This is a genomic window from Variovorax boronicumulans, from assembly GCF_029892485.1.
Taxonomy (GTDB): Bacteria; Pseudomonadota; Gammaproteobacteria; order Burkholderiales; family Burkholderiaceae_C; genus Variovorax; species Variovorax boronicumulans_B.
This window is the reverse complement of sequence record NZ_JARXVG010000003.1, coordinates 158,517-185,187: the sequence shown is the minus strand read 5'-3', so window position 1 is coordinate 185,187 and position 26,671 is coordinate 158,517. Positions and strand designations below refer to the sequence as shown.

The window sequence follows — 26,671 nt, the reverse complement described above, 5'->3', positions numbered from 1 at the left end:
ATCTCTCGCTGAAGGTATTCCCGACAGCGGGGCGTTCGAGATCCCCCTGCCAACGTGAGAGAAAGCGCGGTTCGGCATGGACTCCAGATTGCAGGCATATGTCGTCGAAGACAACCTCACGATCCGTGAAAACCTCATTGGCACGCTGGAAGAACTCATCTGCGCCACGGTCATCGGATTCGCCGAGACCGAAGCCCAGGCACGCGCATGGCTGCTGGACGCGGACAACCGGTGGGAGCTGGCCATCGTCGACCTCTTTCTCAAGCAGGGAAGCGGCCTGGGCATTCTGCAGGCCTGCCAGGCACGCAGCCCGACCCAGAAGGTGGTGGTGCTCAGCAACTATGCAACGCCCGACATCCGGCGCCGCTGCGCCGAATTCGGTGCCGACGCTGTGTTCGACAAGTCGAACGAAATCGATGCGCTGGTCGATTTCTGCATCCTGCAAGCGGAGGCGTTGCGCACTCCGCCCGGGCCCGGGAACAAGCTCAATCGATGAGCTTGTTCTTCAGCGCGTAGTAGGTCAGGTCGCTGTTGGAGGAGAGGTTCATCTTCTCCATCAGGCGCGTGCGATAGGTGCTCACCGTCTTGACCGACAGCGACAGCGTCTTGGCGATGTCGCCCGCGGTCTCGCCCTTGGCCAGCTTCAGGAACACTTGGAACTCGCGTTCCGAGAGTTGCTCGTGCGGCGCGGCGTCGTCCTTGCGGTCGAGCTGGCGCGCGAGCAGTTCGGCCACGGCGGGCGTGATGTAGCGGCGGCCCAGCGAAATGGTGCGGATGGCGTTCACGATCTCGATCGGGTCGCACTCCTTGTTCAGGTAGCCGCTCGCGCCCTGGCGGATCAGGTTCATCGCGTAATGCTCTTCCGGGTAGCCGCTCAGGATCAGGATCCCGACGTCCGGTGCCTTGGCGCGGATCATCGCGAGGGCATCGATGCCGCTCTGCCCGGGCATGGAAAGGTCCATCACGAGCACGTCGAGTTCGGTGGTCCGCACGAGCTCGATGGCTTCGCGTCCGCTGGCGGCTTCGCCCGCCACGCGCAGATCCACGTGCTCGGAGAAGAACTGCCGGAGCCCCGATCGCACGATGGCGTGGTCGTCCACAATTCCGATTTTGATCATCTGTTACTTTCGTCGTTGTGTTGCGCGCATCTAGGCCGCAACATGCCGGTCCCTGAATGTTGTCAATTATTCACGAACTTGCGCCGAACGCAGCCCTGAAAGTTTCATGCACTGGTTAGCCCCCCCTCGAATGGCCTTGAGCCTGTTGCTCGCAGCACTGGCTGCGCTGGCCCTCATCGGCATCAACGAGGCCGGTTTTCGCCAGTCCACCCGCTCCCTGGCGGACATCGACGAGGCGCAGAAGGGGCGCGGTGTGGTCAACCAGATCCTGCAGAACATGCTCGATGCCGAAACCGGCCAGCGGGGCTACCTGCTGACGGGCGAGGCCAGCTACCGGCAACCCTACGACACGGCGATCAAGCAGGTCGACGGCAATCTCGCGGCCCTTCGGCAGCTGTACGCCGACCGGCCGGCCGAACTCGTCCAGATCGGCGAACTCTCCAAGCACGTGCTGCGCAAGGTGGCCGAAATGGACATGAGCGTGCGCCTGCGCCAGGACGGCAAGGAAGACGCCTGGAAGTTCGTCATCACGACGGACGTCGGGCGCGAGGAAATGGACGCGATTCGCGCCACCGCCCTCCAGTTGGTCAAGGTGAGCAACCAGACCCTGTACGAGGGCCAGGTGCAGGTGCTCCGGTCGCTGCAGCTCGCCCGCATCGGCACGGCCATCGTGGCGTTGGCCGCGCTGATCGCCTTCTTCCTCTACCTTCGGCAGACGCATGCCCTGCGCTCCATCGGCGAGCGCCAGCAGGAGGCGCTGCAGCGCGAACGCAACGCGCTGGAAGACGAGGTGCGCGAGCGCACCGCCTCGCTGGCCGAGCTGGCCACCCACCTGCAGGACGTGCGCGAAACCGAGCGCGGCTACCTGGCGCGCGAGCTGCACGACGAGCTCGGTTCGCTGCTCACCGCGGCCAAGCTGGACGTGGCGCGCCTGAAGTCGCGGCTCGCCGATTCGCCCGACGCCATCCAGCGGCTGCAGCACCTGACCGAACTGCTCAACAGCGGTATCGCGCTCAAGCGCCGCATCATCGAGGACCTGCGGCCCTCCTCGCTCTCGAACCTGGGGCTGGTGGCATCGCTGGAGATCCTGGGGCGCGAATTCGCCGAGCGCTCGGGGCTGCAGATCGACATGGCGCTGGAACCGGTGACGCTGGACGAGTCGCGCCAGCTCACGATCTACCGCATGGTGCAGGAGAGCCTGACCAACATCGGCAAGTACGCCGAGGCGAGCGAAGCAACCATCGTGATGAAGAACTACGAGAACCACGTGATCGTGGAGGTCACGGACAACGGCAAGGGCTTCGATACGCAGCGCATGCGCCCGTCCACGCACGGCCTCGCGGGCATGCGCCACCGGGTCGAGGCGGCGCGCGGCAAGCTCACGATTTCCTCGACCCCGGACAAGGGCACGCGCTTGAGCGCGATGCTTCCGGTCGTCAGGGCGACCTGAAGCCTGCCGAAGCTGTTCGCGAGGAACGGCACTCCTTCACGACCGCGCTTCGCGGGGACTCGGCCATCTCCTACGCACCACGCCCCCGGTCGCTGACAGGGTGCCGGCAGGCCCCCACTTAAGGTTGCTCCTGTGCCATCCGTTGCTTCCCATGAAGTCCGGATGCGCCGTTTCAAAAACACCGAGGGAAGCCTCGAAGGAGTTCCACATGTTGCATTACGCCGTGGTGTTTCTGGTCATTGCGCTGATCGCCGCCCTGTTCGGCTTCGGCGGCATTGCGGCCAGTGCGGTCGGGATCGCCAAGATCCTTTTCGTGATCTTCGCCGTGCTGGCCATCGCGAGCTTCCTGGCCGGCTTGCTACGACGCAAGTAGCGTCGTTACGATCAACAGGCTCCCGCATTTCATCTCCCCTGAAAGGACTTTCACATGAACACGACGACCAAGACTGCCTCGCAACTCGCCGACGACGCACGCCAGACCGCCAACGATGCGGTCGAATCCACCCGCGCCTACGCACAGAACGCAGTGAACGCAGCCGGCGAAAAGGTCCGCGAACTGCGCCGCGATACCGAGCCGGCCGTCGAACAGCTCGCAGCGCGGGTGCAGCAAGCCGTGCAGCGCGGCCTGGACGCCGCCTCGACCACCAGTGCACGCGCACAGCGCCGCCTCGAAGCGGCCGCCGACGTCACCGGCCGCTACATCTCCGACCAGCCCGTTCGTTCGGTGCTGCTGGCCGCCGCTGCCGGCGCTGCCATCACCGCACTCATCGTGCTGGCCAGCCGCCGCAGCCGGGACGACTACTGATCTGCTGACGCTTCTTCGTTACCTCGATCCCCGGCACCATGCTCCATCCGATTTTTTCCACGGTGCTCGGGCATCCGGAACTGCTCGCCGATCACCTGGCCAATTACGCCGCCCTCGTCCGCCAGGAAACTGCGCAGGCGGGGCGCGGCCTCGTCGCCCGCATCGTCGCGGGCGTGCTGGCGGCAGCCAGCGTCATGCTGGCCCTCGGGCTGATCGGTGTGGCCGTGCTGCTCGGCGTGCTCCACGGCACCTTTCACTGGGTGCTGGTGGCCGTGCCGGGCGTGGCCGTGGTGATCGCGGCCCTCTGCGGCTGGTACGCGACCAGGCCCAGCCCGAGCTACGGCTTCGAAGACCTTCGTTCGCAAGTCGAGGCCGACCTGCGGGCCCTGCATGCCGCCGGAGTTGACCATGACCAGCGTTGAACGTCCCCTGCTGACCCCGCAACAGCGCCTGGCCATTTCGCGCCGCGCACTGGTGAGGCAACTCCAGGGCGGCGATGCCGACACGCGCGAGGACCAGGACGCGCGGTACCCGGCTCCCGAATTCGACGACGACCTCGAATACGCGCACCACGATGCCTCGACCGGGCCAGGTCATGAAGAAGCCCGCGCGCACGGAAGGCGCAACGTCTGGGCGTCCGTGGCGCGAAGCGTGGCACAGCGCTGGTGGCGCCGACATCCTGCCCACGCCATGGGTCAGCTCGCCCGCCCCTTGCTCGAACACTACGCGCGCAAGGAGCCGGCCAAGCTCATGGCGGCGGCTGCGGCCACCGGCGCATTGCTGGTGCTCGTGAAGCCGTGGCGGCTGCTGTCGGTCACTGCCGTGCTGGCAGCGGTGCTCAAGACATCCGACGTGGCCGATGTTGTCAACACGTTGATGCAAAAGACCACAAGCCCCCCACGAAAGGACACCCCATGAATGCAGACGCTTCCTCATCCCGCAGCGCAGCGCAGCCGTACGAGCCCCTGGTGCTCGACCAGAACGCCATCGACGCCGCCGGCAAGAGCCTCGACGAAGGCGCCGTCACACCGAGCTACGGGCCGTGGCGCGACGACGTCGTCAAGCTGCTGAACGACGCGCTCGCCACCGAACTCGTCTGCGTGCTGCGCTACAAGCGGCACTACTTCACCGCCAATGGCGTCGAGTCCCCGGCGATCGCCGAAGAGTTCCTGGTGCATGCCAACGAAGAATCGGCCCACGCCGATCGCATTGCCGAGCGCATCGTGCAGCTGGGTGGCGAGCCCGATTTCGCGCCGACCCATTTGTTGGAACGCAGCCATGCGGCCTACGACGAATCGACCGACCTGCAGGCCATGGTGCGCGCCAACCTCGTGGCCGAACGCATTGCCGTCGAGACGTACCGCCAGATGATCGCGCTGATCGGCGACAAGGACCCGACCACCCGCCGCATGCTCGAAGACATTCTTTCTGACGAGGAAGAGCATGCCGACGAGTTGAAGGACTGGCTGGGCCACTGACCGGCCGAACACCCGGGCCCCAGCGGCCCGCCCATGAAAAAGCCCGGACGAACCGGGCTTTTTCATTGGGGCGGAGCTGAACGATCAGCTCTTCACTTCAAGTTCGTTGCTCACCGAGGTCACGCCCTGCACGCCCTTGGCGATTTCCTCGGCGCGGGCCTTTGCCGCTGCCGTGGGTGCCGGCCCCTTCAGGCTCACGGCACCGCCCTTGGTGTCCACGTTGATCTTGATCGCGCTCAGGTCCGGATCCTTCGCGAGGCCCGCGGACACCGATGCGGTGATGGCCGCGTCGTCCACCGTCGCGCTCACGGCGGCGCCAGCGTCCTTGGCAGCCGCCTTCACGTTGGCCATGCCTTCCTTCACCTCGGAGGTGGTTCCGGAGGCATCGACCTTCGCCTTGGCATCCTTCACGGCTTCCCCAGTCTTGGTGGCAGCGGTTTCGGCCGCTTGCTCGGTCTTGGCGACCGCGCTGTCCAGCTTTTCACCGGCCGTGCGGTTGTCCGACTTGTCGCAGGCAGCCAGCGTCAGCGCGGCACCGGCCACGAGCACGGCGAGCCATGCGCGCGAAGACGGCATGGCGATGGGTGGATGGGGTTTGTTCATTGAAATCCTCCTGTCGATCGTTCGCATGGAAATGGAACGAGAAAAGGGTTGCGCCTGGTGCGGCGCAACCTGGGTCGGTCACAGCTTGTCGGCGCCCGACTTGATGGCGTCCTTGGCCTTTTCCTTCACGTCGCCGTAGGTCTTCTGTACCTTGCCGGCGGCCTGGTCGCCCACGCCTTCGCCCTCGAGCCTCTCATTGCCGACGACCTTGCCGGTCACTTCCTTGAGCTTGCCCTTGGCTTCCTCGACGCGGCCTGCCACTTGGTCCTTGTTCATATCGGTTCCTTCCTGAGTAGATGACACGGGTGGGCAAGATGGCCCACTTCCTTCAATCTAGTGGCCGTACGGCGCGGCGGAGCGTCGCCGGAGGCTCGAAGCAACGTAGGACAACAAGGCTCAAGCCGTGACGATCCATCCTTCAAGCGGGTCGAAGGACGCTGGCAATCCGTAGCCCGGGCCCGGGCTCGCGGCCCGTTCGAGCCCCCAGGCGGCCTGCAGCAGACAAAGCACGGCATCGAGATCGTCCCCGCGGCCGTCGAGGAGCAATTCGGCACGCCGTTCGGCATCCAGCAGCAGCCGCAAGCCCAGCCGTGTGGTGCCCGCCTCCAGCGCGGCGAGCAGGTCGGTGCGGGCGGCGAGCCGCTCGGGCGTCTGCTTTGCCGACTCGTCGCTCTTGTAGCTGCGGCGCCCGATCAGCTCGCGCGCCAGCAGGCCCGGGTAGGCCTCCAGCGCGATACGGCCGTTTTGGTCGCCGATGTGCAGGCCCGGAAGGCCGGCCCCGGCAGCCACCAGCGGCGGCACGCCGGCATGCAGCATGAAGGCGACCGGCGGGTTGACCCACTTCATCGATGTGCTCGAACCCGCGGGCCCGTCGGTGGCCCGGTGCGCGAACTTGCCGCCGACCGGCCGGGCGGCGCAGAAGCCAGCGAAGGTCTCGCGGATCTCGGCGCGGCTCAGGCTCGCGTAGTGCGTCATCAGCGGCGCCCACTCCGTCGGCCATTTCAGGTGCTCGACGAGTTCGCGCGGCAGGCTGAACGGAAAGTCGAAACCGCCGACCCATGCCGGCGTTTCGCGCAGCCATCGGCTCCAGGCGTCGAGCGTCGCAAAACGCTGCAGGCCCGTGAGCGCGACGCTGCCTGGCCCGGCGATTTCCCCGACAGCCACCACGATTGGCTTGCGGGTGGTCGGTGCGCTCGAGAAATCGCAGCCGAAGAGCATGGCCGGCCTGCTCACCCCAGCGCGAGCGCCACGACGCCCGCGGCGATGAAGAGCGCACCGAGCAGACGCAGCATCCGGTCGCCTTCGCGCAGCAGGTGGCCGCCGATCAGCGCGGCGAACAGCATCGAGACCTCGCGTGCCGGCGCAACGTGCGAGATCGGCGCCTGCTGTACCGCGTACAGCACCAGCACATACGAAACCGGGCTGATCGCTGCCACCAGCAGCGCGTACTTCCATTGCGCGCGCCACATGCGCGCGGTCGTCGCACGGTCGTGCAGCGCAGCCGGGAGCAGCAGCACGAGGCGCACGAAGTTGCTCATGTAGTCGAGCAGGATCGGCGACATCGCGAGGAACTTGACCGCGTAGCTGTCGGTCACCGTGTAGGCCGCAATGAACGCACCCGTCAGCACACCGTAGCGGATGCCCTTCTGCACCCGCTCGCGCTGCACCGGGTCGTGCTTCTTGTGGAACAGGCGCGGCCCGCCGGCGACGAGGAACACGCCGAGCACCACGCCGAAGATGCCGGCCACGCCGACGAGGCTGATCTTCTCGCCGAGGAACAGGATAGCCACCAACGACGACAGCAGCGGCCCCGAGCCGCGCGCCAGCGGATACACCACCGTGAGGTCTGACTTGCGGTAGCCGCGCAGCAGCACGACGTAATAGAAGACGTGCAGTACGCCGCTCAGCGCGATGAAGCCCCACTCCTTCGCGCCCCAGGTCGGCACGACGCTCCAGCCCAGCGTGATGCCCACGGGCGCCCACACCACGGCCATGAACACGCCGCTCTGGAACGCGAAGCGCGCATCACCGTTCGCCTTCTTGGCGGCAATGTTCCAGCTGGCATGAATGACCCCGGCCAGCAGGATCAGCGCGAAGGCGGAAAGCGGCACCCCTGAAGACTAGTGGCGGCCGACGATGGCGGCGGTGGCCATCAGTTCTTCCAGCAGCGCCAGCGAGACCTTGCCCGAGACCTTGTACGGGTCGAGCTCGGGCTTCTCGGAATACTTGAGCAGCGTCGAGGCATTGAGCTTCGAGAGGTTGACCTGCCCCATCGTCCAGCCGCCGAAACGGCGCTCGGAGATTTCTTCATAGTGCAGCAGCACCACGTCTTTATGGCGCGCATCGCGCTGGATGTGGCCGTAGAGATCGCTGATGGCGTCGCGCCCGCCCTCGATCGCCTGCAGAAAGGTGCCGGCGCCATAGCAGAGGATGCCGGTGATGCCGCACGCCGGGTTGTGCGTGCGCGATTTCGCAAGGATCGCCTCGATGGCCGCGGGGCTGGTGTCGACGGCGCGGCTCGCGTAGAGAAGACGGACCAGCATGTTCAGCTCTTTCTGGGCAACAGGGAAAGGAATTCGCGGCGCAGGCTCGGGTCCTTCAGAAACACGCCGCGCATCACGGAGTTGATCATCTTGCTGTCCATTTCCTTCACGCCGCGCCAGGCCATGCAGAAGTGTTCGGCTTCCATGACGAGCGCGAGGCCGTCGGGCTGCGTCTTTTCCTGGATCAGGTCGGCCAGTTGCACCACGGCTTCTTCCTGGATCTGCGGACGGCCCATGACCCATTCGGCCAGGCGCGCGTACTTCGACAGGCCGATCACGTTGGTGTGCTCGTTGGGCATCACGCCGATCCAGAGCTTGCCGATGATCGGGCAGAAGTGGTGCGAGCAGGCGCTGCGCACGGTGATCGGGCCGACGATCATCAGCTCGTTCAGGTGCTCGGCGTTGGGGAATTCGGTGAGCGCGGGCGGCGGCACGTAGCGGCCGCGAAATACCTCGTTGAGGTACATCTTGGCCACGCGGCGCGCGGTGTTGTCGGTGTTGTGGTCGTTCGCCACGTCGATGACGAGGCTCTCGAGCACGGCCTTCATCTTGACCTCGACCTCGTCGAGCAGCGACTCCAGTTCGCCGGGCTGGATGAACTCGGCGATGTTGTCGTTGGCGTTGAAGCGCTTTCGCGCTGCGGTCAGGCGCTCGCGGATCTTGACGGAGACGGGGGTGCCCTCGTCATCGTCTTTTCGATCGGGGAGCGGTTCGACGTCGGTTTTCCTCAGCATGGCGGGGATCGTACCAGTGAATGACTCCAGGGCATTCGGGCTGCAATGCCCGCCCCTTCTCGGAGAGATGCTATCAATTAGGTAGCGAGAAATCGGCTACCAGCGGCAGGTGATCGGACATGCGGGCCCAGATCGGGCCACGCGGCACGGTGCAAGAGAGCGGTTCGAGCTTGCGGCCGTAGACGAAATCGAGCTGCGCCACCGGCAGCCGCGAGGGGTAGGTGAGCGTGCGCGGGCCGCGCAGGTCGCTGGCATCGCGCAGGCCCATTGCGTTCATGGCGTAGCGCATGCGCGCACCCCAGTCGTTGAAATCGCCGGCTACCACCACCGCCTCGTCGGCCGGCACCTCGCGGTCGATGAACTCGCGCAGGCGCGCGATCTGCCGCACGCGGCTGCCCTTGATGAGGCCCAGGTGCACCACGATGGCATGCACCGGCTGGCCTTCGACGTCGATCACGACGTGCAGCAGCCCGCGTTGCTCGAAGCGGTGGTCGGAGATGTCCTGGTGGCCGGTGCGGATCACGGGCCAGCGCGTGAGCAGCGCATTGCCGTGCTCGCCATGGCGGGTGACGGCGTTGGTCTCGTAGACCGCGGTGTAGCCCTCGGGTGCGAGGAAGTCGGCCTGGGGCAGCTCGGGCCAGCGCGCGAAGCGGGCCGCAGCCTGGCGGTTCATCTTGCGCACCTCTTGCAGGCAGATGATGTCGGCATCGAGTTGTTCGATGGCGTGGCCGAGGTTGTGGATCTCCAGGCGCCGGGCGGGCCCGATGCCCTGCACACCCTTGTGGATGTTGTAGGTCGCGACCCGGAGGTTGTGCGCTGCGGATGCTGCCGGCTGGTTCATCGCGCAAATTCTGGCAGCAACAGAATGGCTTCGGCGTTCGACGGGGAAAAACAGGCATCGGCCGCCTCGCGGTACGGCAGCCATTTCCAGTCTGTGTGTTCGCGCGGATCGAGCCGGGGCGTCATTCGCTCGGGCACGCAGAGGCCGAACAGGTGCTCGGTGTTGTGCGTGATGCCGGGCTCGTAGCGCGCGCGCCAGCCCGGGTAGATCTCGTAGATGTTGCGCAGCTGCCAGTCGACCAGCTGCGAGGCCAGCACGGTGCCCTCGCCGCATTCGATGCCGGTTTCCTCGGCCACCTCGCGCGCCGCGGTGAGCGCGAGCGGCTCATCGACCGTGTCCTTGCTGCCGGTGACCGATTGCCAGAACTCGTTGGCATCGGCACGCCGGATCAGCAACACATCGAGCGCCGGCGTATGGATCACGACCAGCACCGATTCGGGAATCTTGAATGGCTTCACAGCAGTGTTCAGACGCCGCTGATGACCGCGTCGAGCGCAGCCACCAGGTCATTCGACGCCAGGCGCACATTGCCTTTCGCGGTGCCCAGGTCTTTCACCCGGAAAGGCGCGGTCATCTGAGGCAACGCAAAAAAAGTCTCGCCGTCCCATTGGACGAGCGGACACAGCCGGCGCGGCGCCTTGGCCGGCAGGTACTTCTGGGTGGTCAGCGGCATGACCAACCGCGTCGGCAACACGCCGAGCAGGTCGCTTTGCATGTCGACGCACCACGGGAATGCGGTGCGTTGGGCCTTGTCGGGATTGGCGTAAATGTCGAATTGCGCCACAGGTGCTTACCAGGGGCGAAAGTTTTCGCCGAAGATGCCGTGCGTCTCGACCAGCTCGTTCTGCGCAGCAATCCAGTCCTTGTATTCCTCGTTGAACTCGCGCTTGCGCTGCGCCATCGACTTCTGATTTTCAAGCGCTTCGAGCTCGGCAAAGCGCGCTGCAGAAACAAGAACGACCGCCACGCGGTCGTTCTTCATCACGTGCACCGGTTCGCGCTCGGCCTGGCCGAGGTAGTAGCCGAATCGGTTCTTGGCTTCGGTGGCGGTGATCTGCATGGCTGGCTCCGGGAAGTGATTAGCCATTTTAGCCAATCGCCCTGCCCGTGCCAACCTGCCGGTCTCAGGCCGCAGCTTGCGGCGTGTTGCGCAGCTTGATGTGCAGCTCGCGCAGCTGCTTCTCGTCGACCGGACTCGGCGCCTGCGTCAGCAGGTCTTGCGCGCGCTGGGTCTTGGGGAAGGCGATCACGTCGCGGATCGACTCGGCACCGGTCATCAGCATGACCAGGCGGTCCAGGCCGATGGCGATGCCGCCATGCGGCGGGGCGCCGTACTGCAGCGCGTCCAGCAGGAAGCCGAACTTGAGCTGCGCGTCCTCGGCGCTGATCTTCAGCGCGCGGAACACCTTGCTCTGCACTTCCTCGCGATGGATACGCACCGAACCGCCGCCCATCTCGATGCCGTTGAGCACCATGTCGTAGGCCTTGGCGATGCACTTCTCGGGGGCGGTGTCCATGAGGTCTTCATGGCCGTCCTTCGGTGCGGTGAACGGATGGTGCACGGCGCTCCAGCGCTGGCCTTCCTCGTCGAACTCGAACATCGGGAAGTCGACCACCCAGAGCGGTGCCCAGCGGTCGTCGAACAGGCCCGCCTTCTTGCCGAAGGCGCTGTGGCCGATCTTCACGCGCAGCGCGCCGATGGCGTCGTTGACGACCTTTTCCTTGTCGGCGCCGAAGAACAGGATGTCGCCGTTGCGCGCACCCGTCCGGGCGATGATCTCGGCCAGCGTGCCGTCGTCCAGGTTCTTCACGATCGGGCTTTGCAGGCCTTCGCGGCCGGCGGATGCGTCGTTGACCTTGATGTAGGCCAGGCCCTTGGCGCCGTAGATCTTGACGAATTCCTGATAAGCGTCGATTTCGCCGCGCGAGAGGCCGCCCTCGGCACCGCCGCCCGGCACGCGCAATGCGACCACGCGGCCATCCTTTTGCGTCGCGGCGTTCGAGAACACCTTGAACTCGACCCGCTTCATGAGCTCGGTGAGCTCGGTGAACTCGAGCTTCACGCGCAGGTCGGGCTTGTCCGAGCCGTACTTGAACATCGCGTCGCCGTAGGTCATGGTCGGGAACACCGGCAGGTCGATGCCCGCGGCGTTGCGGAACACGTTGCGGATCATCCCTTCGAACATCTCGCGGATTTCTTCTTCGGCGAGGAACGAGGTCTCGATGTCGATCTGCGTGAATTCGGGCTGGCGGTCGGCGCGCAGGTCTTCGTCGCGGAAGCACTTCACGATCTGGTAGTAGCGGTCGTAGCCGGCCACCATCAGCAGCTGCTTGAAGAGCTGGGGCGACTGCGGAAGCGCGAAGAAGCTGCCGTCGTGCACGCGGCTGGGCACGAGATAGTCGCGCGCGCCTTCGGGCGTGGACTTGCCCAGCATCGGCGTCTCGATGTCGATGAAGCCGTTGGCATCGAGGAACTTGCGCGTCTCCATCGTCACCTTGTAGCGCAGCATCATGTTGCGCTGCATGGCCGGGCGGCGCAGGTCGAGCACGCGGTGCGTGAGGCGGGTGGTTTCCGAGAGGTTGTCGTCGTCCAGCAGGAACGGCGGCGTGACCGAGGGGTTGAGCACCTTGAGCTCGTGGCACAGCACTTCGATCTTGCCGCTCTTGAGGCTGTCGTTGGTCGTGCCTTCGGGGCGCGAACGCACGAGGCCGGTGATCTGCACGCAGAACTCGTTGCGCAGGTTCTCGGCCACGGCGAAGGTGGAGGCGCGATCGGGGTCGCACACCACCTGCACATAACCTTCGCGGTCGCGCACGTCGATGAAGATCACGCCACCGTGGTCGCGGCGACGGTTGACCCAGCCGCAAAGGGTGACGGTCTGGCCCAACAGGGCTTCGGTCACAAGACCGCAATAGTGAGTACGCATGGCCATGGAGATGACTTCCGGCGCCGTCGTGGCGCGTTCGTTTTTATGAGTTGGGCTTGATCGCCACCGCGGAGGGGCCGCCTGGAACGACCACGCCCATCGAGACGATGTACTTGAGCGCTTCGTCCACGCTCATCTTCAGTTCGATGCAGTCGCTGCGCTTGAGCATCACGAAATAGCCGCCCGTGGGGTTGGGCGTGGTCGGCACGTAGACGCTGAGGAATTCCTCGGTGCCCAGGTGCTCGGCCACCTCGTTGCCCGGCGCGCCGGTCACGAAGGCAATGGTCCACACGTTCTCGCGCGGCCATTGGACCAACACCGCCGTGCGGAACGCGTTGCCGTTCTCGGAGAACAGCGTGTCCGAGACCTGCTTGACGCTCGAATAGATCGAGCGCACGACCGGAATGCGCCGCACCACGGCATCGCCCCAGCCGAGCAGGCGCTTGCCGACGAAATTGCTCGCAATGGCGCCGACCACCAGCAGGATGGCCAGCGTGAGCAGCACGCCGAGCCCGCGGATGTTGTTCTCGAACAGCCACTTCTGCCACATGACCGGCAGCACCCACAGCGTCTGGTCCAGCGTGTCGATGATCCACTTCAGCACCGCCAGGGTGATGAACAGCGGAACGATCACCAGCAAGCCGGAGAACAGCCATTTGCGCAGGGCGAGCATGGGGAGGCGTTTCAATCGCCGCTCTTGGCGGCAGGAGCCGGCGCGGGAGGGGGGGCCGCGGGTGCGGGCGCAGGGCTGGCCGCGGCGGGGGTGGAGGAAGAAGACTCGGCGGGCTTGGCGCCTTCGCTCGCAACGGGGGCGGTGGCGGGCTCGGCCTTCTTGCCGCTGCCTTCGCGGAAATCGGTCACGTACCAGCCCGATCCCTTGAGCTGGAATCCGGCGGCGGTGACCTGCTTTTCGAAGGCGCTGGCGCCGCACGCCGGGCACACCGTGAGGGGCGCGTCGGACATCTTCTGCAAAGCGTCCTTGGCAAAGCCGCAGGCGCTGCACTTGTAGGCGTAGATGGGCATGGGGAAATAGGGTCCAGAAAGCGGCGCAGCTGCCGCTCGCAAAGCCCTCGATTATAAGGGCCCACCCCGCCGCCCGGGCGGTTTCAGGCCGGCTCGGTGGCCAGTGGCCGGTGCGGCGTGTGAGTGTTCGCTACCCACTGCGGCAGAAGCGAACCGGCCGCCATGCCGGCGAACGAGGCCAGCACGCCGGCCAGCTGGGCCGGGAACACGGTGCCCCAAGGCAAGGCCAGGAACAGCAGCCAGGTGCCGATGCCGAGCAGGATCGACGCGATGGCGCCCTGCGTCGTGGCGCGGCGCCAGTAGAGGCCGCACACCAGCGGCACGAAGGCCCCCACCAGCGGCACCTGGTAGGCGCCCGAGACCAGTTCGTAGATCGGCGTGCCCTGCATGCGGATGGCGTAGGCCAGCACGGCGGCGCTGAACAGCAGCACCGTGATGCGCATGGTCCGGAGGTTCTCGCGGTCGGTGCCCGAGGGGCGGAACTGGCGCCAGATGTTCTCGGTGAAGGTGACGCTGGGCGCCAGCAGCGTGGCCGAGGCGGTCGACTTGATGGCCGACAGCAGCGCGCCGAAGAACAGCACCTGCATCACGAACGGCATCTTCTGCAGCACCAGCGTGGGCAGCACCTTCTGCGGATCTTCCTTGAGCAGCACGGCCACCTCCTCCGGCATGATCAGCAACGCGCTGGCCACCAGGAACATCGGCACGAAGGCAAACAGGATGTACGCCACCCCGCCGATCACCGGGCCGCGCTGGGCGGCCTTGACGCTGTTGGCCGACATCACGCGCTGGAACACGTCCTGCTGCGGAATGGAGCCCAGCATCATCGTGATGGCCGCGGCAAAGAAAAACACCATGTCGTGCCAGTTGGGCTCGGGCCAGAACTTGAAGAGATCCTTGCTGACCGCGAAGGCCACCACCTTGTCGGCGCCGCCGGCCATGTTGCCGGCAAACACCGCGATGATCGCCAGGCCGGCGACCAGGATGATCATCTGGATGAAGTCGGTCACCGCCACCGACCACATGCCGCCGAAGAGCGTGTAGGCCAGGATCGAGACCACCCCGATCACCATGCCCAGAGGAATGCTGATGGCGCCGGCCGACAGCACGTTGAACACCAGCCCCAGCGCCGTGACCTGCGCCGAGACCCAGCCCAGGTAGCTCAGCATGATGATCAGCGTGCAGGCCACCTCGACGCTGCGTCCATAGCGCTCGCGGTAGTAGTCGCTGATGGTCAGCAGCGTCATGCGGTAGAGCTTGCCCGCGAAGAACAGGCCCACCAGGATCAGGCAGGTGCCGGCGCCGAACGGGTCTTCGACCACGCCATGCAGGCCGCCCTCGATGAACTTGGCCGGGATGCCGAGCACCGTTTCGGACCCGAACCAGGTCGCGAAGGTGGTCGTGACGATCATGAAGAGCGGCAGATGCCGCCCCGCGATGGCGAAGTCGGTGGTGTTCTTCACCCGCTTGGCGGCATAGAGCCCGATGGCGATGGTGACCAGCAGATAGACGATGACCAACGTCAGCAGCACGGGGGAATCTCCTCTAGAACAACTTCACACGCACCAGCAATTGCATGGCGAGCAACCCCAATACAAAACCTATGCCACCGTAGATGATGGTCTGGAGCAACCTGTTGGTGCGTTTTTGCGCAGCCAACAGTTCCAGCAGTTCGCGGCGGTGATCGGGTGGCCGATTTTCCAGGAAATCGTGAAGCAATCGAGGTAGTTGCGGCAGCAATTTTGCATAGCGCGGCGCTTCGGCCTTGAGCTGCTGGAACAGCTTCTTCGGCCCGATCTGGTCGACCATCCACTTCTCGAGGAAGGGCTTGGCGGTGTGCCAGAGGTCGAGCTCGGGGTCGAGCTGGCGGCCCAGGCCCTCGATGTTGAGCAGCGTCTTCTGCAGCAGCACCAGCTGCGGCTGGATCTCGACATGGAAGCGCCGCGAGGTCTGAAAGAGCCGCATGAGCACCATGCCGAGCGAGATTTCCTTCAGCGGCCGGTCGAAGTACGGCTCGCAGACGGTGCGGATCGCCGCCTCCAGCTCGTCGATGCGCGTGCCTTCGGGCACCCAGCCGCTTTCCAGGTGCAATTCGGCCACGCGCTTGTAGTCGCGCCGGAAGAAGGCGACGAAGTTCTGCGCGAGGTATTCCTTGTCCGACTCGGTGAGCGTGCCGATGATCCCGAAGTCCAGCGAGATGTAACGCCCGAAGGTCTCCGGCGCCAGGCTCACCTGGATGTTGCCCGGGTGCATGTCGGCATGGAAGAAACCGTCGCGGAACACCTGCGTGAAGAAGATCGTGACGCCGTCGCGCGCGAGCTTGGGAATGTCGACACCGGCCGCGCGCAATCGGTCGAGCTGGGCGATGGGCACGCCGTTCATGCGCTCCATCACGATCACCTCGGGGTGGCAGAAGTCCCAGAACATCTCTGGGATCAGCACCAGGTCGAGCTCGGCCATGTTGCGGCGCAGCTGGGCCGCGTTGGCGGCCTCGCGCACCAGGTCGAGCTCGTCGTGCAGGTACTTGTCGAACTCGCCGACCACCTCGCGCGGCTTCAGGCGCTTGCCGTCGGGCGAGAGCTTTTCGACCCAGCCGGCCATCATGGCCATGAGCGCCAGGTCTTTCTCGATCACGCCGCGCATGTTGGGGCGCAGCACTTTCACAGCCACGTCGCGGATTTCGCCCTGGTTGGTGCGGATGGTCGCGAAGTGCACCTGCGCGATCGAGGCGCTGGCGATCGGCGTCTCGTCGAACTGCACGAATACGTCGCCCACCGGCCGGCGGAAAGCGCGCTCGATGGTCGCCACAGCCACGGCCGACGGGAACGGCGGCACGCGGTCCTGCAGGAAGGCGAGCTCGTCGGCGATGTCGGGCGGCAGCAGGTCGCGCCGGGTCGACAGCACCTGGCCGAACTTCACGAAGATGGGGCCCAACCGCTCGAGCGCCTCGCGCAGCCGCTGGCCGCGCGGCGCATCGAGGTTGCGGCCGATGGAGACCACGCGGGCCACCACGCGCAGCCAGGGCTTCTGGAAGCTCGTGAGCACGAGCTCGTCCAGACCGTAGCGCAGCGCGATCCAGACGATGAATACGCCGCGGTAGAAGCGCCTCATTCGGCCTGGCCCGCCGAACCGCCGGCCTTGGCCGTGCGGTCGCCGACGAACTGGCGCAGCGCCGTCACCACGCGCCGCACGCCATTGCCCAGGGTGTGCGCGGGCACGTCGCCGATCACGCGTGCGAGGTCGTCCTCGACGTCCCAGCGCACATGGTCGACCAGCCAGTTGACCTCGGCAGCCAGTTGCACGTCGCCGACGATCTGCACGGAGGGCTTGTCGCCGCGCAGCGTGGCGCGGGCGATCTCGAAGGGGGATTCGTCGGTGACGGTGAGCGTGAGTTCAGGCGTGGAACCGGGCGGCGCCAGGTCGAGCAGGCCGGCCGGCGTGGCCACCAGCTCCATGGTCACGAAGCGCCACTGGAAGCGCACCACCCTGCCCTGCTGGCGCAGCAACCGCTGCTGGGCCTCGGGCTCCTGCTGCAGCACATGGTTGAGGAACAGAACAGCGCGGTGCTGAATCTCGTGGACCGCCCAGTCCGGCGGCTGGAGGCGCTCGCCGACGCGGTTGAAGAGGTCGCCGAGAAAAGAAAAAGGGGACGATGGTGTGGCCATGTCCCCATTATCGTTTCTGTACGCGGCCCGGCGGCCGCGAACATCTGTCGTTTACTGCAGCGCTTGAACGCCGGCAACCAGCCAGCCGCCAGCGCCGCTGGTCGGCTTGGTCATGTTCCACACTTCGCGGAACGGACCCGGGCCTGCCGAGGCGTCCTCGCGGATCATGCCGGAGAACTCCACGCTCGCCATGTAGGCGTCGGGCAGCTCTTCGATGCCGAGCAGCTTGGCGTCGAGCATCACGACTTCGGTCTTGTTCGACGCACCACCGGTGTGGCTCGCACGGTCTGCCAGCTGCGTGCGGATTTCTTCGACCATCTCGTCGGTCATCATCGAACGCAGCATCGACACGTCGGCGCGGTCCCATGCGTCCTGCAGCGTCACGAAATTGCGCTTGGCGGCGCCAAGGAATCCGTCCACGTCGAAGCCCGTGGGGATGCCCCAGGACTGCGAACCACCGAGGGCGGAACCGATCATGCTGCCGCCCGCTGCGGCGCCTGCGGCCGAAAGGCTGCTGCCATGGCGGTCACCGTCGGCCGGCGTGGCATCGAAGGCGGTGGCCGAACGCTCCCATGGGCGTGCCGAAGCATCGTTGCCCACGTTGGCCGGGCTGTACTGCACCGGTGCGCTGGCATTCGCGGGGTTCCCGCCAGCGCCCTGGAAAGCGAAGCCGCCCTGGCCATTGGCACCGGCCGAAGCAGCCGAGCGCGCCTTGAAGATGCGCCACACCGCGAAGGCGGCGAACACCAGCAGACCGATCAGGAGGATGTTGCCGAAGCCGGCGCCCAGGCCCAGCGAATGTGCAAGCCATGCGAGGCCGAGGCCGGCGGCGAGACCGCCGAGCATCGCGCCCCAAGGACGCTTCGGTGCGGCGGCAGCGGGCGCGGGCGTCGCGGGCTTGGCGGCCGAGTTGGTCGCGTTCTGCTGCGCAGGGGCCGCCGGCGGCGTGGACTGGCGCTGCGTCACGTTGGACGACTGGCGGCCGAAGGACTTGCCGCCACCCACACGGGCGGCGTCTGCCTGCACGCTCACGAGCACCAACGCAGCTGCCAGGAACAAAGAACTCAAACTTTTCATGTCGTCTCCTCTAGAGCGAAAAATTCGCCTCATCAACACTTGATTCCAACATGCAGGGCAGCGATGCCACCCGTCATGTTGTGATAGTCCACATGTCCAAAACCGCCCTCTTTCATGAGGGTCTTGAGCTCCTCTTGCGAGGGATGCATGCGGATCGATTCGGCCAGGTAGCGATAGCTCGCGTCGTCGCCGGCCACGAGCTTGCCAAGGCGCGGCAGCACGTTGAAGGAGTACAAGTCGTAGGCCTTGGTGAGCGGCTTGGCGATCTTGGAGAACTCGAGCACCAGGAGCTTGCCGCGCGGCTTGAGCACGCGGTTCATTTCCTTGAGCGCGATGTCCTTGTGCGTCATGTTGCGCAGGCCAAAGGCCACGGTCACGACGTCGAAGTGGTCATCGGGAAACGGCAGCTTCTCGGCATCGCAGACCAGCGTGGGCAGCGCGACGCCGGCATCGAGCAGGCGGTCGCGGCCGGTGCTCAGCATGGCTTCGTTGATGTCGGTGTGGACCACCCGGCCGGTGGCGCCGACCTTCTTCGAGAAGGCAAGCGCGAGGTCGCCGGTGCCGCCCGCGATGTCGAGCACGCGCGAGCCTTCGCCCACGTTCGCCACCATCACGGTGTAGGCCTTCCAGGCGCGGTGCAGGCCCACCGACATCAGGTCATTCATGACGTCGTAGCGCGAAGCTACAGAGTCAAAGACGCCGCGGACACGTTGCGCCTTCTCGCTTTCGTCGACTTTCTCAAAGCCGAAGTGGGTTGTACTCATGCAACCGATGTTAGGCCGGAAGCCTACACATCAAGGCGACGACCCCGCGCCCACGGGGGCATTTGTTGCTTTTTCTTCAAACGAAGAAGCCCTGCAACGCGCGCACCTGCTGCCTGCAGAGCTATCTTTTCAATAGCACCGAAGAAATCCGAAGCATCAGTGGCTGCTGCACGCAGACCCGCCCTTGTCGATCATGGGCGCATCGCGATCGACACCCGCTTCGGCGAGCCGGCGCTCGTACTGCGCCCACAGGTCGCCTTGGTTCGCGCCGAGTTCGTAGAGCAGGTCCCACGAGTAGATGCCGGTATCGTGGCCGTCGCTGAAGGCCGGCTGCACGGCGTAGTTGCCGACGGGTTCCAGCCCGACGAGTTCGACATCGCGCTTGCCCGTCTGCAGCACCTCCTGGCCCGGGCCATGGCCCTGCACTTCGGCGGAGGGCGAGTAGATGCGCATGAGCTCGAACGGAATGCGGAAGGTCGCGCCGTCCGAGAAGCCCACTTCGAGCACACGCGACTGGCCGTGCACGGTGATTGATTGCGGCGTCGGTGCGCCCGGTTTCAAGCCTGCCATAGCGGTATTCGGTGTTCCGTTCGGAAAATTCTCGGGAGGCGCGCAGTATGCCGTGCGGCTGTGCCCGCATGCGCCTCGGCCCACGAATACCAGCGCTTAGCATCACGGCATGAAGACACGTCAACGCCATCGATCACCGCGCCCGAACTGGGCGGCCCTTGCCCTCTGCGCTGCGCTGGCAACAGGCTCCGTCATGCCGGCGCATGCCTTCCTCGGCCTGCTCGGCAAGGCAGCAGGCAAGGCCGCAACCGCCGGCAAGGCGGCGGGCACGGCCGGCAAGGGTGCTGCGGTGGGTGCAGGCGCCGTCGCTGCCGAGAGCGCAACGGGCGTGGCGGGTGTTGCCGGCAAAGGCGCAGCAGCACTGGGCGACGATGCGGCGCATGCCGCACAGTTCGGGACGCGGTCCGCAGGGCCCGAATTCAGCGCGGTGAATGCCGCACTGCCACCCGAGGTCGCCGCCTATCTCGCCAAGCCCGCGAAGGACCTGACACCCAAGGACACCTCGCGGATGATGGACAGCTACCGCCAGATGGTCGAACGCGCGGGCAAGAGCGGCGACTTCACAGCGGTCGAGCGCCTGCCCACGTCGGCGGGCACGGGCCGCACGCTGCCGGTGAACGAAACGACGGCCAAGCCGGCTCCATCGGCGCCCAGGACCGATGCAACAGCGGCATCGTCGAGCGTGCCGTCCGCGCTGCCCATTCACGCACTGCGCGTGCTGGCGCATGCATCGAATGCGGGCAACCGTGAGGCCCAGGCCGAACTGGATCGCGTGTGCCGCGACGGCAGCGCGGCATCCAAGCGCTTCTCGATGGAAATGCGCGCAACACCCGAATTCAAGGAAAGCTGCGCGAACCGAAAACTGGCGGCAACCCGCACGGCCTCCGCGCGCTGAGCGCGAACGGCCTCGCTCTCAGTCCTGCAGCAACGCCAGCCGACGGACCATCTCCGCCTCCAGCTTCGGCAGCAGCGCCTGCACATCCGCCACGCGATCGACCGGTGCCGCGCGCTGAGCGGCCGCCCAGAACGGCGAAGGAAAGTGGCTGTCCCATTCGAAGCGCGCGATCACGTGCCAGTGCAGGTGCGGCACCATGTTGCCGAGCGCGGCGAGGTTGATCTTCGTGGGCTTCAACTGCTCGCGCAGGCATTGCTCGACCACCGTCACCGCCTCCATGCACAGCACACGGTCCGCGGCGTCGAGGTCTGAAAACTCCGGCGCGTGCTCGCGCCAGATCACACGGTAGAAAGCCGGAAAGCCCACCTCTTCCGCATGGATCACGCGCACCTTGGCGCCCTCGAACACCACGCGGCCACCCGGCCCCTCGCAGAAGGGGCAGCCTGGATGCACCGTCATACCAGCACCCGCTCGATGCCGCCGTGGTTGGCGGCGGCCACGTACTTCGGCATCCAGTCGTCGCCGAGGATCTTGTTGGCCATCTCGACCACGATGTAGTCGGCTTCGAGCAGGCCATTGTTCAGGTCGTTGCCGTAGCGCGAGAGGCCCTGCAGGCAACTCGGGCAGCTGGTGAGGATCTTCACGTTGTCCTTGGCACCTACAGCGCCGCTCTCGCGCAGTTCGGCCTCGCCCTTCTTCAGTTCTTCTTCCTTGCGGAAACGGATCTGCGTGGAGATGTCCGGCCGCGACACGCCCAGCGTGCCCGACTCGCCGCAGCAGCGGTCGTTCTTGAGCACGTTGTCGCCCACCAGCGCCTTCACCGTCTTCATCGGGTCCTGCAGCTTCATCGGCGAGTGACACGGGTCGTGATAGAGATAGCCGCCACCGCCCGCACCGGCGAGCGTGATGCCCTTTTCGAGCAGGTATTCGTGGATGTCGATGATCCGGCAACCCGGGAAGATCTTGTCGAACTGGTAGCCCTGCAGTTGGTCGTAGCAGGTGCCGCAGCTCACCACCACCGTCTTGATGTCCAGGTAGTTGAGCGTGTTGGCCACGCGGTGGAAGAGCACGCGGTTGTCCGTGATCATCTTCTCGGCCTTGTCGAACTGGCCGCTGCCGCGCTGCGGATAGCCGCAGCACAGGTATCCCGGTGGCAGCACCGTCTGCACGCCCGCATGCCAGAGCATCGCCTGCGTGGCCAGGCCCACCTGCGAGAACAGCCGCTCCGAACCGCACCCCGGGAAGTAGAAGACAGCCTCGGTTTCCGACGTGGTCGCCTTCGGGTCGCGAATGATCGGCACGTAGTCCGCATCCTCGATGTCCAGCAGCGCGCGCGCCGTCTTCTTCGGCAGGTTGCCCGGCATCTTCTTGTTGATGAAGTGGATCACCTGCTCCTTGATCGGCGCCGGCCCCAGCGTGGCCGGCGGCGCGGCGGTCTGCTTCTTCGCGAGGCCGCGCAGCAGGTCGTTGGCCAGGCGCTGCGCCTTGAAGCCAATGCCCACCATGCCCGCGCGCACCGCCTTGATGGTCTGCGGGTTGGTCGCGTTGAGGAAGAACATCGCGGCCGCATTGCCGGGCCGGAAGCTCTTCTGGCCCATCTTGCGCAGCAGGTTGCGCATGTTCATCGACACGTCGCCGAAGTCGATCTTCACCGGGCAGGGCGTCAGGCACTTGTGGCACACGGTGCAGTGATCGGCGACGTCCTCGAACTCTTCCCAGTGCTTGATGCTGATGCCGCGCCGGGTCTGCTCTTCATAGAGGAAGGCTTCGACCAGCAGCGAGGTCGCGAGGATCTTGTTGCGCGGGCTGTAGAGCAGGTTGGCGCGCGGCACGTGCGTGGCGCACACCGGCTTGCATTTGCCGCAGCGCAGGCAGTCCTTCACGCTGTCGGCGATGGCGCCGATATCGCTCTGCTGCATGATCAGCGACTCGTGCCCCATGAGGCCGAAGCTCGGCGTGTAGGCGTTGGTCAGGTCGGCATGCAACGTGACCGCCTCGCCCGCCGGTGCACGCAGCAGCTTGCCCTTGTTGAAGCGGCCTTCGGGGTCGACACGGGCCTTGTATTCGGTGAAGGGGCGCAGCTCTTCGTCGCTAAGGAATTCGAGCTTGGTGATGCCGATGCCGTGCTCGCCCGAAATCACGCCGTCCAGGCTGCGCGCCAGCGCCATGATGCGCACCACCGCGGCATGCGCGGTCTGCAGCATGTCGTAGTTGTCGCTGTTCACCGGGATGTTGGTATGCACGTTGCCGTCGCCCGCGTGCATGTGCAGCGCGACCCACACGCGGCCCTTGAGCACGCGCTGGTGGATGGCGGTGCACTCCGCCAGGATCGGCGCGAACTCGGCGCCCGAGAAAATCTCCTGCAGCGGTTGGCGCAGCTGCGTCTTCCAGCTCGCACGCAGCGAGTGGTCCTGCAGTTGCGGGAACAGCGCATCGACGTTCTGCAGCCAGCCGGCCCAGAGCGCCCGCACCTCGTGCACCAGCGCCACGGCCTGCGCCACGCGGTCTTCGAGCAACTCGGCCGCCGGAATCTCGTGCGCGTCGTCAGTCTTGCCCAGCGGCAGGTTGCCGCGCGTGAGGAAGGTTTCGAGCTCGTCGGTGAGCGCGAGCTTGTTCTGCAGCGACAGTTCGATGTTGATGCGCTCGATGCCGTCGCTGTACTCGGCCATGCGCGGCAGCGGGATCACCACGTCTTCGTTGATCTTGAAGGCGTTGGTGTGCTTGCTGATGGCAGCCGTGCGCTTGCGGTCCAGCCAGAACTTCTTGCGCGCCTCGGGGCTGATGGCGATGAAGCCTTCGCCGCTGCGCGAGTTGGCGATGCGCACCACCTCGGAGGTGACGCGCGCCACCGCATCGGCGTCGTCGCCCGCGATGTCGCCGAACAGCACCATCTTCGGCAGGCCGCCGTGCTTCTTCGATTTCGTGGCGTAGCCGACAGCCTTCAGATACCGGTCGTCCAGGTGTTCGAGGCCGGCCAGCAGCACGCCCGAGCGCTTCTGCTCGGCGAACATGAAGTCCTTGATCTCCACGATGCTGGGCACTGCGTCCTTCGCGTTGCCGAAGAATTCGAGGCACACGGTGCGCGTGTGCGCAGGCATCTTGTGCACCACCCAGCGGCAGCTGGTGATGAGGCCGTCGCAGCCCTCCTTCTGGATGCCCGGCAGGCCCGAGAGGAACTTGTCGGTCACGTCCTTGCCAAGGCCTTCCTTGCGGAAGGTCTTGCCGGGAATGTCGAGCTGCTCGGTGCGCAGTTTGGTCTTGCCGTCGGCTGCGAAATACTGGAGTTCGAACACGGCGCGCTCGGCATCGTGGATCTTGCCCAGGTTGTGCCCGATGCGCGTGACTTCGAGCCATTCGGCCTGCGGCGTCACCATGCGCCACGAGGCCAGGTTGTCCAGCGCCGTGCCCCAGAGCACAGCCTTCTTGCCGCCCGCATTCATCGCGACGTTGCCGCCCACGCACGAAGCTTCGGCGGAGGTCGGATCGACCGCAAACACGAAGCCAGCGCGCTCGGCCGCATCGGCCACGCGCTGCGTGACGACGCCGGCTTCGGTCCAGATGGTCGGCACGGGGTCGGCAAGCCCGGGCAGCGAGATGTGCTCGACCTCGGTCATCGCCTCGAGCTTCTCGGTGTTGATGACGACGCTGTTCCAGGTCAGCGGAATCGCGCCGCCGGTGTAGCCGGTGCCGCCGCCGCGCGGAATGATGGTCAGGCCCAGCTCGATGCAGCCCTTCACCAGCAGCGCCATCTCCGCCTCGGTGTCGGGGCACAGCACGACGAAGGGGTACTCCACGCGCCAGTCGGTCGCATCGGTCACGTGCGACACGCGCGAGAGGCCGTCGAACTTGATGTTGTCCTTGGCGGTGAGCCGGCCCAGCACCCGCGTGGCCTTGCGGCGGAGGGCTGCGACGTCGCGGAACTTGGTGTCGAAGGCGGCAACCGCATCGCCCACCAGCGCGGTGAGCTCGCCGACCAGCTGGTCGCGCGGCATGTCGCTGTCGGGGGTGCGGCGCTTCTGGACTTCGGCCAGGCGGTGCTTGAGCGCCTCGACCAACTGGCCGCGGCGGCGCGGATTGTCGAGCAGGTCGTCAACGAGGTAGGGGTTGCGCTGCACCACCCAGATGTCGCCCAGCACCTCGTAGAGCATGCGCGCCGATCGGCCGGTGCGGCGCTCGGCGCGCAGGGTCTGCAGCAGTTCCCAGCCGCGTTCGCCCAGCAGGCGAATCACGATCTCGCGATCGGAGAAGCTGGTGTAGTTGTACGGGATCTCGCGCAGTCGGACAGGCTCTGCGGCCTGTGCCAACAGCGTATTCAACGCGGTCGGAGCATTCATCGGGTGGGGCCCTTGGCCAGGCGCTGCGCGCCCATGTAGCCGGGGGGGTGGATTTTAGGGCAGGGCTTGGGGTCTTGCCTCGCCGTTCTGGCGTTGCCCTTGTGCTAGGAGCGCGCTCGACTTGGGGGCGCCCGTCGTGAGGTTGATGCTGCTGCCCTCACCCCTGCCCTCTCCCAGAGGGAGAGGGAGTAATACGGGGAGTCGGGTCCGGGAAGGAGTGATCGACGACAGCGCTGACTGCGGCGATGGGTGCTGTGCCCTTGGGCGGCCGTTGAGGCACCGCCGAGCAGCGCAGCGACGGGCGGATCAGGGCTCGCCGCTGTTTGAGCCGAAGGCGAGTTCGGCGAGACCCCGCCCGTCGCGAGCAGCGCAGGGAAGCCGCGAAGCGGCCGGTGACGTCGGCCGCCCAAGGGCACAGCACCCATCGCCGCCCCCCGGCAACCAAAAAAATCAGAACAGCACGCGACTCCGAATAGTCCCGTTCACCTTCGCCAGCTTCTCCAGCGCCAGGTCCGATGAGGCGGCGTCGATGTCGGTCACGACATACCCGACCTTCTCGTTCGTCTGAAGGAATTGCGAAGAGATATTGATGTTGTTGTCCGAAAAGATCTTGTTGATCTCCGACAGCACACCCGGCACGTTCCGGTGAATGTGCAGCAACCGGTGCTTCCCAGGATGCGCAGGCAGCGCCACCTCGGGGAAATTGACCGAGGAAGTCGAAGTGCCGTTGTCGCTGTACTTCACCAGCTTCTCGGCCACTTCCAGCCCGATGTTGGCCTGCGCCTCCATCGTCGAGCCACCGATGTGCGGCGTGAGGATCACGTTATCCAGCCCGCGCAGGGGCGACAGGAACTCGTCCTTGTTGCTGCGCGGCTCCACCGGGAACACGTCGATCGCGGCGCCCAGAAGCTTCTTTTCCTTCAGCGCACCGGCCAGTGCATCGATCTCGACCACGGTTCCGCGCGAGGCGTTGATGAGGATAGCCCCCGGCTTCATCGCGGCGATCTCGGCCGCGCCGATCATCCATTGCGTGGCCTGCGTCTCGGGCACGTGCAGCGTCACGATGTCGCTCTGCGCGAGCAGCTGATGCAGGTCGCGCACCTGGCGCGCATTGCCCAGCGGCAGCTTGGTGACCACGTCGAAGAACGCCACATGCATGCCCAGCGCCTCGGCCAGCACCGACAGCTGCGCGCCGATCGAGCCGTAGCCCACGATGCCCAGCGTCTTGCCGCGGATTTCGTAGGCGTTGTCGGCCGACTTGAGCCAGCCGCCGCGGTGCGCCACCGCGCTCTTCTCGGGCACGCCGCGCAGCAGCAGGATCGCTTCGGCCAGCACCAGTTCGGCCACCGAGCGCGTATTCGAATAGGGGGCATTGAACACCGCCACGCCATGCTCGCGGGCCGCGTCCAGGTCGACCTGGTTGGTGCCGATGCAAAAGCAACCTGCCGCCACCAGCTTGTGGGCCGCGGCAAACACATCGGCCGTCAGCTGCGTGCGCGAGCGGATGCCCAGGAAGTGAACGTCGGCGATCTTCGCCTTGAGTTCGGCGTCGGGCAGCGCGCCCGGCAGCGACTCGATGTTGGTGTAGCCGGCGGCGCGCAGCACCTCCACGGCCGAGGGGTGGATGCCCTCGAGCAAGAGGAACTTGATCCTGCTTTTGTCGAGGGAGGTTTTGCTGCTCATGGCGGTCTCGCAAAGGGCCCTGGCCGTGGCGACAAGCTGGGCCAAAAAAGGGAGGGCGATGCTAGCATGGTGCGGCGCAGCATGCAGGCCCGCAACCCGCGCCGAGCTTGATGCCAAAGGGGTTTCCCCGATTGGAAGATGACAGCGGTCCGTGCGCCAAT

General features: G+C 65.9%; 31 protein-coding genes. 8 read left to right on the top strand and 23 right to left on the bottom strand.

Translation table 11 applies throughout. From position 1 onward, the window contains the following. Positions 1–76: 76 nt before the first annotated feature. Positions 77–496, top strand: coding sequence for a response regulator (locus tag M2282_RS08760; protein ID WP_280808386.1), 420 nt, complete (start codon positions 77–79; stop codon positions 494–496). Here M2282_RS08760 and M2282_RS08755 read toward each other — a convergent pair. Next, entirely contained in the window at positions 486–1,118 is a 633-nt protein-coding gene (locus tag M2282_RS08755) for a response regulator (protein ID WP_007837167.1), read from the bottom strand. The genes M2282_RS08760 and M2282_RS08755 overlap by 11 nt on opposite strands. Positions 1,119–1,248: 130 nt before the next feature. On the opposite strand from M2282_RS08755, the gene M2282_RS08750 reads away from it, so the two are divergent. The 6 genes from M2282_RS08750 to M2282_RS08725 all read left to right on the top strand — a co-directional run bounded on the left by M2282_RS08750 (position 1,249) and on the right by M2282_RS08725 (position 4,851). Continuing rightward, positions 1,249–2,568 carry a CHASE3 domain-containing protein gene (locus M2282_RS08750; protein ID WP_280808384.1) on the top strand — a complete coding sequence of 440 codons (1,320 nt, stop codon included), beginning with the start codon at positions 1,249–1,251 and terminating at the stop codon, positions 2,566–2,568. Positions 2,569–2,776: 208 nt separating this feature from the next. Beyond that, complete coding sequence (locus M2282_RS08745) at positions 2,777–2,941, top strand: DUF1328 domain-containing protein (RefSeq protein WP_013543146.1); 165 nt, start codon at positions 2,777–2,779, stop codon at positions 2,939–2,941. Positions 2,942–2,995: 54 nt separating this feature from the next. After that, positions 2,996–3,373 (top strand): hypothetical protein, encoded by a 378-nt coding sequence (locus M2282_RS08740; RefSeq protein WP_280808383.1) that lies wholly within the window; start codon positions 2,996–2,998, stop codon positions 3,371–3,373. A 38-nt stretch (positions 3,374–3,411) separates the two neighbouring features. Next, the gene (locus tag M2282_RS08735; RefSeq protein WP_280808382.1) at positions 3,412–3,795 is read left to right on the top strand and encodes a phage holin family protein; all 384 of its coding nucleotides are present in this window, start codon (positions 3,412–3,414) and stop codon (positions 3,793–3,795) included. Continuing rightward, positions 3,782–4,291 carry a hypothetical protein gene (locus tag M2282_RS08730; protein ID WP_280808381.1) on the top strand — a complete coding sequence of 170 codons (510 nt, stop codon included), beginning with the start codon at positions 3,782–3,784 and terminating at the stop codon, positions 4,289–4,291. The genes M2282_RS08735 and M2282_RS08730 overlap by 14 nt, the downstream gene beginning before the upstream one ends. Beyond that, positions 4,288–4,851: a ferritin-like domain-containing protein gene (locus M2282_RS08725; protein ID WP_280808380.1), complete on the top strand. Its 564-nt coding sequence runs from the start codon at positions 4,288–4,290 to the stop codon at positions 4,849–4,851. The genes M2282_RS08730 and M2282_RS08725 overlap by 4 nt, the downstream gene beginning before the upstream one ends. Positions 4,852–4,935: 84 nt before the next feature. Here M2282_RS08725 and M2282_RS08720 read toward each other — a convergent pair whose 3' ends face one another. The 19 genes from M2282_RS08720 to M2282_RS08630 all read right to left on the bottom strand — a co-directional run bounded on the left by M2282_RS08720 (position 4,936) and on the right by M2282_RS08630 (position 19,598). Continuing rightward, positions 4,936–5,454: a BON domain-containing protein gene (locus M2282_RS08720; RefSeq protein WP_280808379.1), complete on the bottom strand. Its 519-nt coding sequence runs from the start codon at positions 5,452–5,454 to the stop codon at positions 4,936–4,938. A 78-nt stretch (positions 5,455–5,532) separates the two neighbouring features. Then, positions 5,533–5,730, bottom strand: coding sequence for a CsbD family protein (locus M2282_RS08715; RefSeq protein WP_280808378.1), 198 nt, complete (start codon positions 5,728–5,730; stop codon positions 5,533–5,535). Between the two features lie 120 nt (positions 5,731–5,850). Beyond that, complete coding sequence (locus tag M2282_RS08710; RefSeq protein WP_280808377.1) at positions 5,851–6,672, bottom strand: DUF429 domain-containing protein; 822 nt, start codon at positions 6,670–6,672, stop codon at positions 5,851–5,853. An 11-nt stretch (positions 6,673–6,683) separates the two neighbouring features. Next, positions 6,684–7,565 carry a DMT family transporter gene (locus M2282_RS08705; protein WP_280808376.1) on the bottom strand — a complete coding sequence of 294 codons (882 nt, stop codon included), beginning with the start codon at positions 7,563–7,565 and terminating at the stop codon, positions 6,684–6,686. Between the two features lie 9 nt (positions 7,566–7,574). Then, entirely contained in the window at positions 7,575–7,997 is a 423-nt protein-coding gene (locus M2282_RS08700) for a BLUF domain-containing protein (protein ID WP_013543155.1), read from the bottom strand. Positions 7,998–7,999: 2 nt separating this feature from the next. Further along, the gene (gene folE, locus M2282_RS08695; RefSeq protein ID WP_280808375.1) at positions 8,000–8,731 is read right to left on the bottom strand and encodes a GTP cyclohydrolase I; all 732 of its coding nucleotides are present in this window, start codon (positions 8,729–8,731) and stop codon (positions 8,000–8,002) included. Between the two features lie 73 nt (positions 8,732–8,804). Continuing rightward, complete coding sequence (locus M2282_RS08690; RefSeq protein ID WP_280808374.1) at positions 8,805–9,572, bottom strand: endonuclease/exonuclease/phosphatase family protein; 768 nt, start codon at positions 9,570–9,572, stop codon at positions 8,805–8,807. Beyond that, the gene (gene nudB, locus M2282_RS08685; RefSeq protein ID WP_432422883.1) at positions 9,569–10,030 is read right to left on the bottom strand and encodes a dihydroneopterin triphosphate diphosphatase; all 462 of its coding nucleotides are present in this window, start codon (positions 10,028–10,030) and stop codon (positions 9,569–9,571) included. The genes M2282_RS08690 and nudB overlap by 4 nt, the downstream gene beginning before the upstream one ends. An 8-nt stretch (positions 10,031–10,038) precedes the next feature. Next, complete coding sequence (locus tag M2282_RS08680) at positions 10,039–10,356, bottom strand: CcdB family protein (RefSeq protein ID WP_280808373.1); 318 nt, start codon at positions 10,354–10,356, stop codon at positions 10,039–10,041. 6 nt (positions 10,357–10,362) lie between these two features. Next, positions 10,363–10,632, bottom strand: coding sequence for a type II toxin-antitoxin system prevent-host-death family antitoxin (locus tag M2282_RS08675; RefSeq protein WP_280808372.1), 270 nt, complete (start codon positions 10,630–10,632; stop codon positions 10,363–10,365). Between the two features lie 64 nt (positions 10,633–10,696). Then, entirely contained in the window at positions 10,697–12,505 is a 1,809-nt protein-coding gene (gene aspS / locus M2282_RS08670; protein WP_280808371.1) for an aspartate--tRNA ligase, read from the bottom strand. 37 nt (positions 12,506–12,542) lie between these two features. Further along, complete coding sequence (locus M2282_RS08665) at positions 12,543–13,172, bottom strand: DUF502 domain-containing protein (RefSeq protein WP_280808710.1); 630 nt, start codon at positions 13,170–13,172, stop codon at positions 12,543–12,545. A gap of 11 nt (positions 13,173–13,183) precedes the next feature. Further along, entirely contained in the window at positions 13,184–13,522 is a 339-nt protein-coding gene (locus M2282_RS08660; protein ID WP_280808370.1) for an FmdB family zinc ribbon protein, read from the bottom strand. A gap of 83 nt (positions 13,523–13,605) precedes the next feature. Further along, positions 13,606–15,054 carry a sodium:solute symporter family protein gene (locus M2282_RS08655; protein WP_280808369.1) on the bottom strand — a complete coding sequence of 483 codons (1,449 nt, stop codon included), beginning with the start codon at positions 15,052–15,054 and terminating at the stop codon, positions 13,606–13,608. Positions 15,055–15,067: 13 nt separating this feature from the next. After that, entirely contained in the window at positions 15,068–16,633 is a 1,566-nt protein-coding gene (ubiB, locus tag M2282_RS08650) for a ubiquinone biosynthesis regulatory protein kinase UbiB (RefSeq protein WP_280808368.1), read from the bottom strand. Next, positions 16,630–17,187: a ubiquinone biosynthesis accessory factor UbiJ gene (locus tag M2282_RS08645; RefSeq protein WP_280808367.1), complete on the bottom strand. Its 558-nt coding sequence runs from the start codon at positions 17,185–17,187 to the stop codon at positions 16,630–16,632. Before M2282_RS08645 ends, ubiB begins: the two co-directional genes overlap by 4 nt. A 51-nt stretch (positions 17,188–17,238) precedes the next feature. Then, positions 17,239–18,264: a Tim44 domain-containing protein gene (locus M2282_RS08640; RefSeq protein WP_280808366.1), complete on the bottom strand. Its 1,026-nt coding sequence runs from the start codon at positions 18,262–18,264 to the stop codon at positions 17,239–17,241. A gap of 32 nt (positions 18,265–18,296) precedes the next feature. After that, positions 18,297–19,028, bottom strand: coding sequence for a bifunctional demethylmenaquinone methyltransferase/2-methoxy-6-polyprenyl-1,4-benzoquinol methylase UbiE (ubiE, locus tag M2282_RS08635; protein WP_280808365.1), 732 nt, complete (start codon positions 19,026–19,028; stop codon positions 18,297–18,299). A gap of 156 nt (positions 19,029–19,184) precedes the next feature. Next, a complete protein-coding gene (locus tag M2282_RS08630; protein WP_280808364.1) occupies positions 19,185–19,598 on the bottom strand; it encodes a DUF971 domain-containing protein in 414 nt (137 codons plus the stop codon). 109 nt (positions 19,599–19,707) lie between these two features. Between M2282_RS08630 and M2282_RS08625 the strand changes: the two genes are divergently transcribed. After that, entirely contained in the window at positions 19,708–20,493 is a 786-nt protein-coding gene (locus tag M2282_RS08625) for a hypothetical protein (RefSeq protein WP_280808363.1), read from the top strand. An 18-nt stretch (positions 20,494–20,511) separates the two neighbouring features. Here M2282_RS08625 and M2282_RS08620 read toward each other — a convergent pair whose 3' ends face one another. The 3 genes from M2282_RS08620 to serA form a co-directional block, all read right to left on the bottom strand. After that, positions 20,512–20,952: an HIT family protein gene (locus M2282_RS08620; RefSeq protein WP_280808362.1), complete on the bottom strand. Its 441-nt coding sequence runs from the start codon at positions 20,950–20,952 to the stop codon at positions 20,512–20,514. Then, positions 20,949–24,827 (bottom strand): FAD/FMN-binding oxidoreductase, encoded by a 3,879-nt coding sequence (locus M2282_RS08615; RefSeq protein WP_280808361.1) that lies wholly within the window; start codon positions 24,825–24,827, stop codon positions 20,949–20,951. Before M2282_RS08615 ends, M2282_RS08620 begins: the two co-directional genes overlap by 4 nt. 450 nt (positions 24,828–25,277) lie before the next feature. After that, positions 25,278–26,510, bottom strand: a complete 1,233-nt coding sequence (gene serA / locus M2282_RS08610) for a phosphoglycerate dehydrogenase (RefSeq protein WP_280808360.1) — start codon at positions 26,508–26,510, stop codon at positions 25,278–25,280. Positions 26,511–26,671 lie beyond the last annotated feature (161 nt).

Coding starts and splice junctions, on each gene's coding strand:
- M2282_RS08630 (WP_280808364.1), bottom strand. CDS start 19,598: ATGGCAGGCTTGAAACCGGGCGCACCGACGCCGCAATCAATCACCGTG.
- serA (WP_280808360.1), bottom strand. CDS start 26,510: ATGAGCAGCAAAACCTCCCTCGACAAAAGCAGGATCAAGTTCCTCTTG.
- M2282_RS08730 (WP_280808381.1), top strand. CDS start 3,782: ATGACCAGCGTTGAACGTCCCCTGCTGACCCCGCAACAGCGCCTGGCC.
- M2282_RS08740 (WP_280808383.1), top strand. CDS start 2,996: ATGAACACGACGACCAAGACTGCCTCGCAACTCGCCGACGACGCACGC.
- M2282_RS08615 (WP_280808361.1), bottom strand. CDS start 24,827: ATGAATGCTCCGACCGCGTTGAATACGCTGTTGGCACAGGCCGCAGAG.
- M2282_RS08675 (WP_280808372.1), bottom strand. CDS start 10,632: ATGCAGATCACCGCCACCGAAGCCAAGAACCGATTCGGCTACTACCTC.
- M2282_RS08625 (WP_280808363.1), top strand. CDS start 19,708: ATGAAGACACGTCAACGCCATCGATCACCGCGCCCGAACTGGGCGGCC.
- M2282_RS08755 (WP_007837167.1), bottom strand. CDS start 1,118: ATGATCAAAATCGGAATTGTGGACGACCACGCCATCGTGCGATCGGGG.
- M2282_RS08760 (WP_280808386.1), top strand. CDS start 77: ATGGACTCCAGATTGCAGGCATATGTCGTCGAAGACAACCTCACGATC.
- M2282_RS08640 (WP_280808366.1), bottom strand. CDS start 18,264: ATGAAAAGTTTGAGTTCTTTGTTCCTGGCAGCTGCGTTGGTGCTCGTG.
- M2282_RS08645 (WP_280808367.1), bottom strand. CDS start 17,187: ATGGCCACACCATCGTCCCCTTTTTCTTTTCTCGGCGACCTCTTCAAC.
- M2282_RS08725 (WP_280808380.1), top strand. CDS start 4,288: ATGAATGCAGACGCTTCCTCATCCCGCAGCGCAGCGCAGCCGTACGAG.
- M2282_RS08735 (WP_280808382.1), top strand. CDS start 3,412: ATGCTCCATCCGATTTTTTCCACGGTGCTCGGGCATCCGGAACTGCTC.
- M2282_RS08660 (WP_280808370.1), bottom strand. CDS start 13,522: ATGCCCATCTACGCCTACAAGTGCAGCGCCTGCGGCTTTGCCAAGGAC.
- M2282_RS08710 (WP_280808377.1), bottom strand. CDS start 6,672: ATGCTCTTCGGCTGCGATTTCTCGAGCGCACCGACCACCCGCAAGCCA.
- M2282_RS08715 (WP_280808378.1), bottom strand. CDS start 5,730: ATGAACAAGGACCAAGTGGCAGGCCGCGTCGAGGAAGCCAAGGGCAAG.
- aspS (WP_280808371.1), bottom strand. CDS start 12,505: ATGGCCATGCGTACTCACTATTGCGGTCTTGTGACCGAAGCCCTGTTG.
- M2282_RS08750 (WP_280808384.1), top strand. CDS start 1,249: ATGGCCTTGAGCCTGTTGCTCGCAGCACTGGCTGCGCTGGCCCTCATC.
- M2282_RS08720 (WP_280808379.1), bottom strand. CDS start 5,454: ATGAACAAACCCCATCCACCCATCGCCATGCCGTCTTCGCGCGCATGG.
- M2282_RS08690 (WP_280808374.1), bottom strand. CDS start 9,572: ATGAACCAGCCGGCAGCATCCGCAGCGCACAACCTCCGGGTCGCGACC.
- M2282_RS08620 (WP_280808362.1), bottom strand. CDS start 20,952: ATGACGGTGCATCCAGGCTGCCCCTTCTGCGAGGGGCCGGGTGGCCGC.
- ubiE (WP_280808365.1), bottom strand. CDS start 19,028: ATGAGTACAACCCACTTCGGCTTTGAGAAAGTCGACGAAAGCGAGAAG.
- M2282_RS08700 (WP_013543155.1), bottom strand. CDS start 7,997: ATGCTGGTCCGTCTTCTCTACGCGAGCCGCGCCGTCGACACCAGCCCC.
- M2282_RS08665 (WP_280808710.1), bottom strand. CDS start 13,172: ATGCTCGCCCTGCGCAAATGGCTGTTCTCCGGCTTGCTGGTGATCGTT.
- folE (WP_280808375.1), bottom strand. CDS start 8,731: ATGCTGAGGAAAACCGACGTCGAACCGCTCCCCGATCGAAAAGACGAT.
- M2282_RS08745 (WP_013543146.1), top strand. CDS start 2,777: ATGTTGCATTACGCCGTGGTGTTTCTGGTCATTGCGCTGATCGCCGCC.
- ubiB (WP_280808368.1), bottom strand. CDS start 16,633: ATGAGGCGCTTCTACCGCGGCGTATTCATCGTCTGGATCGCGCTGCGC.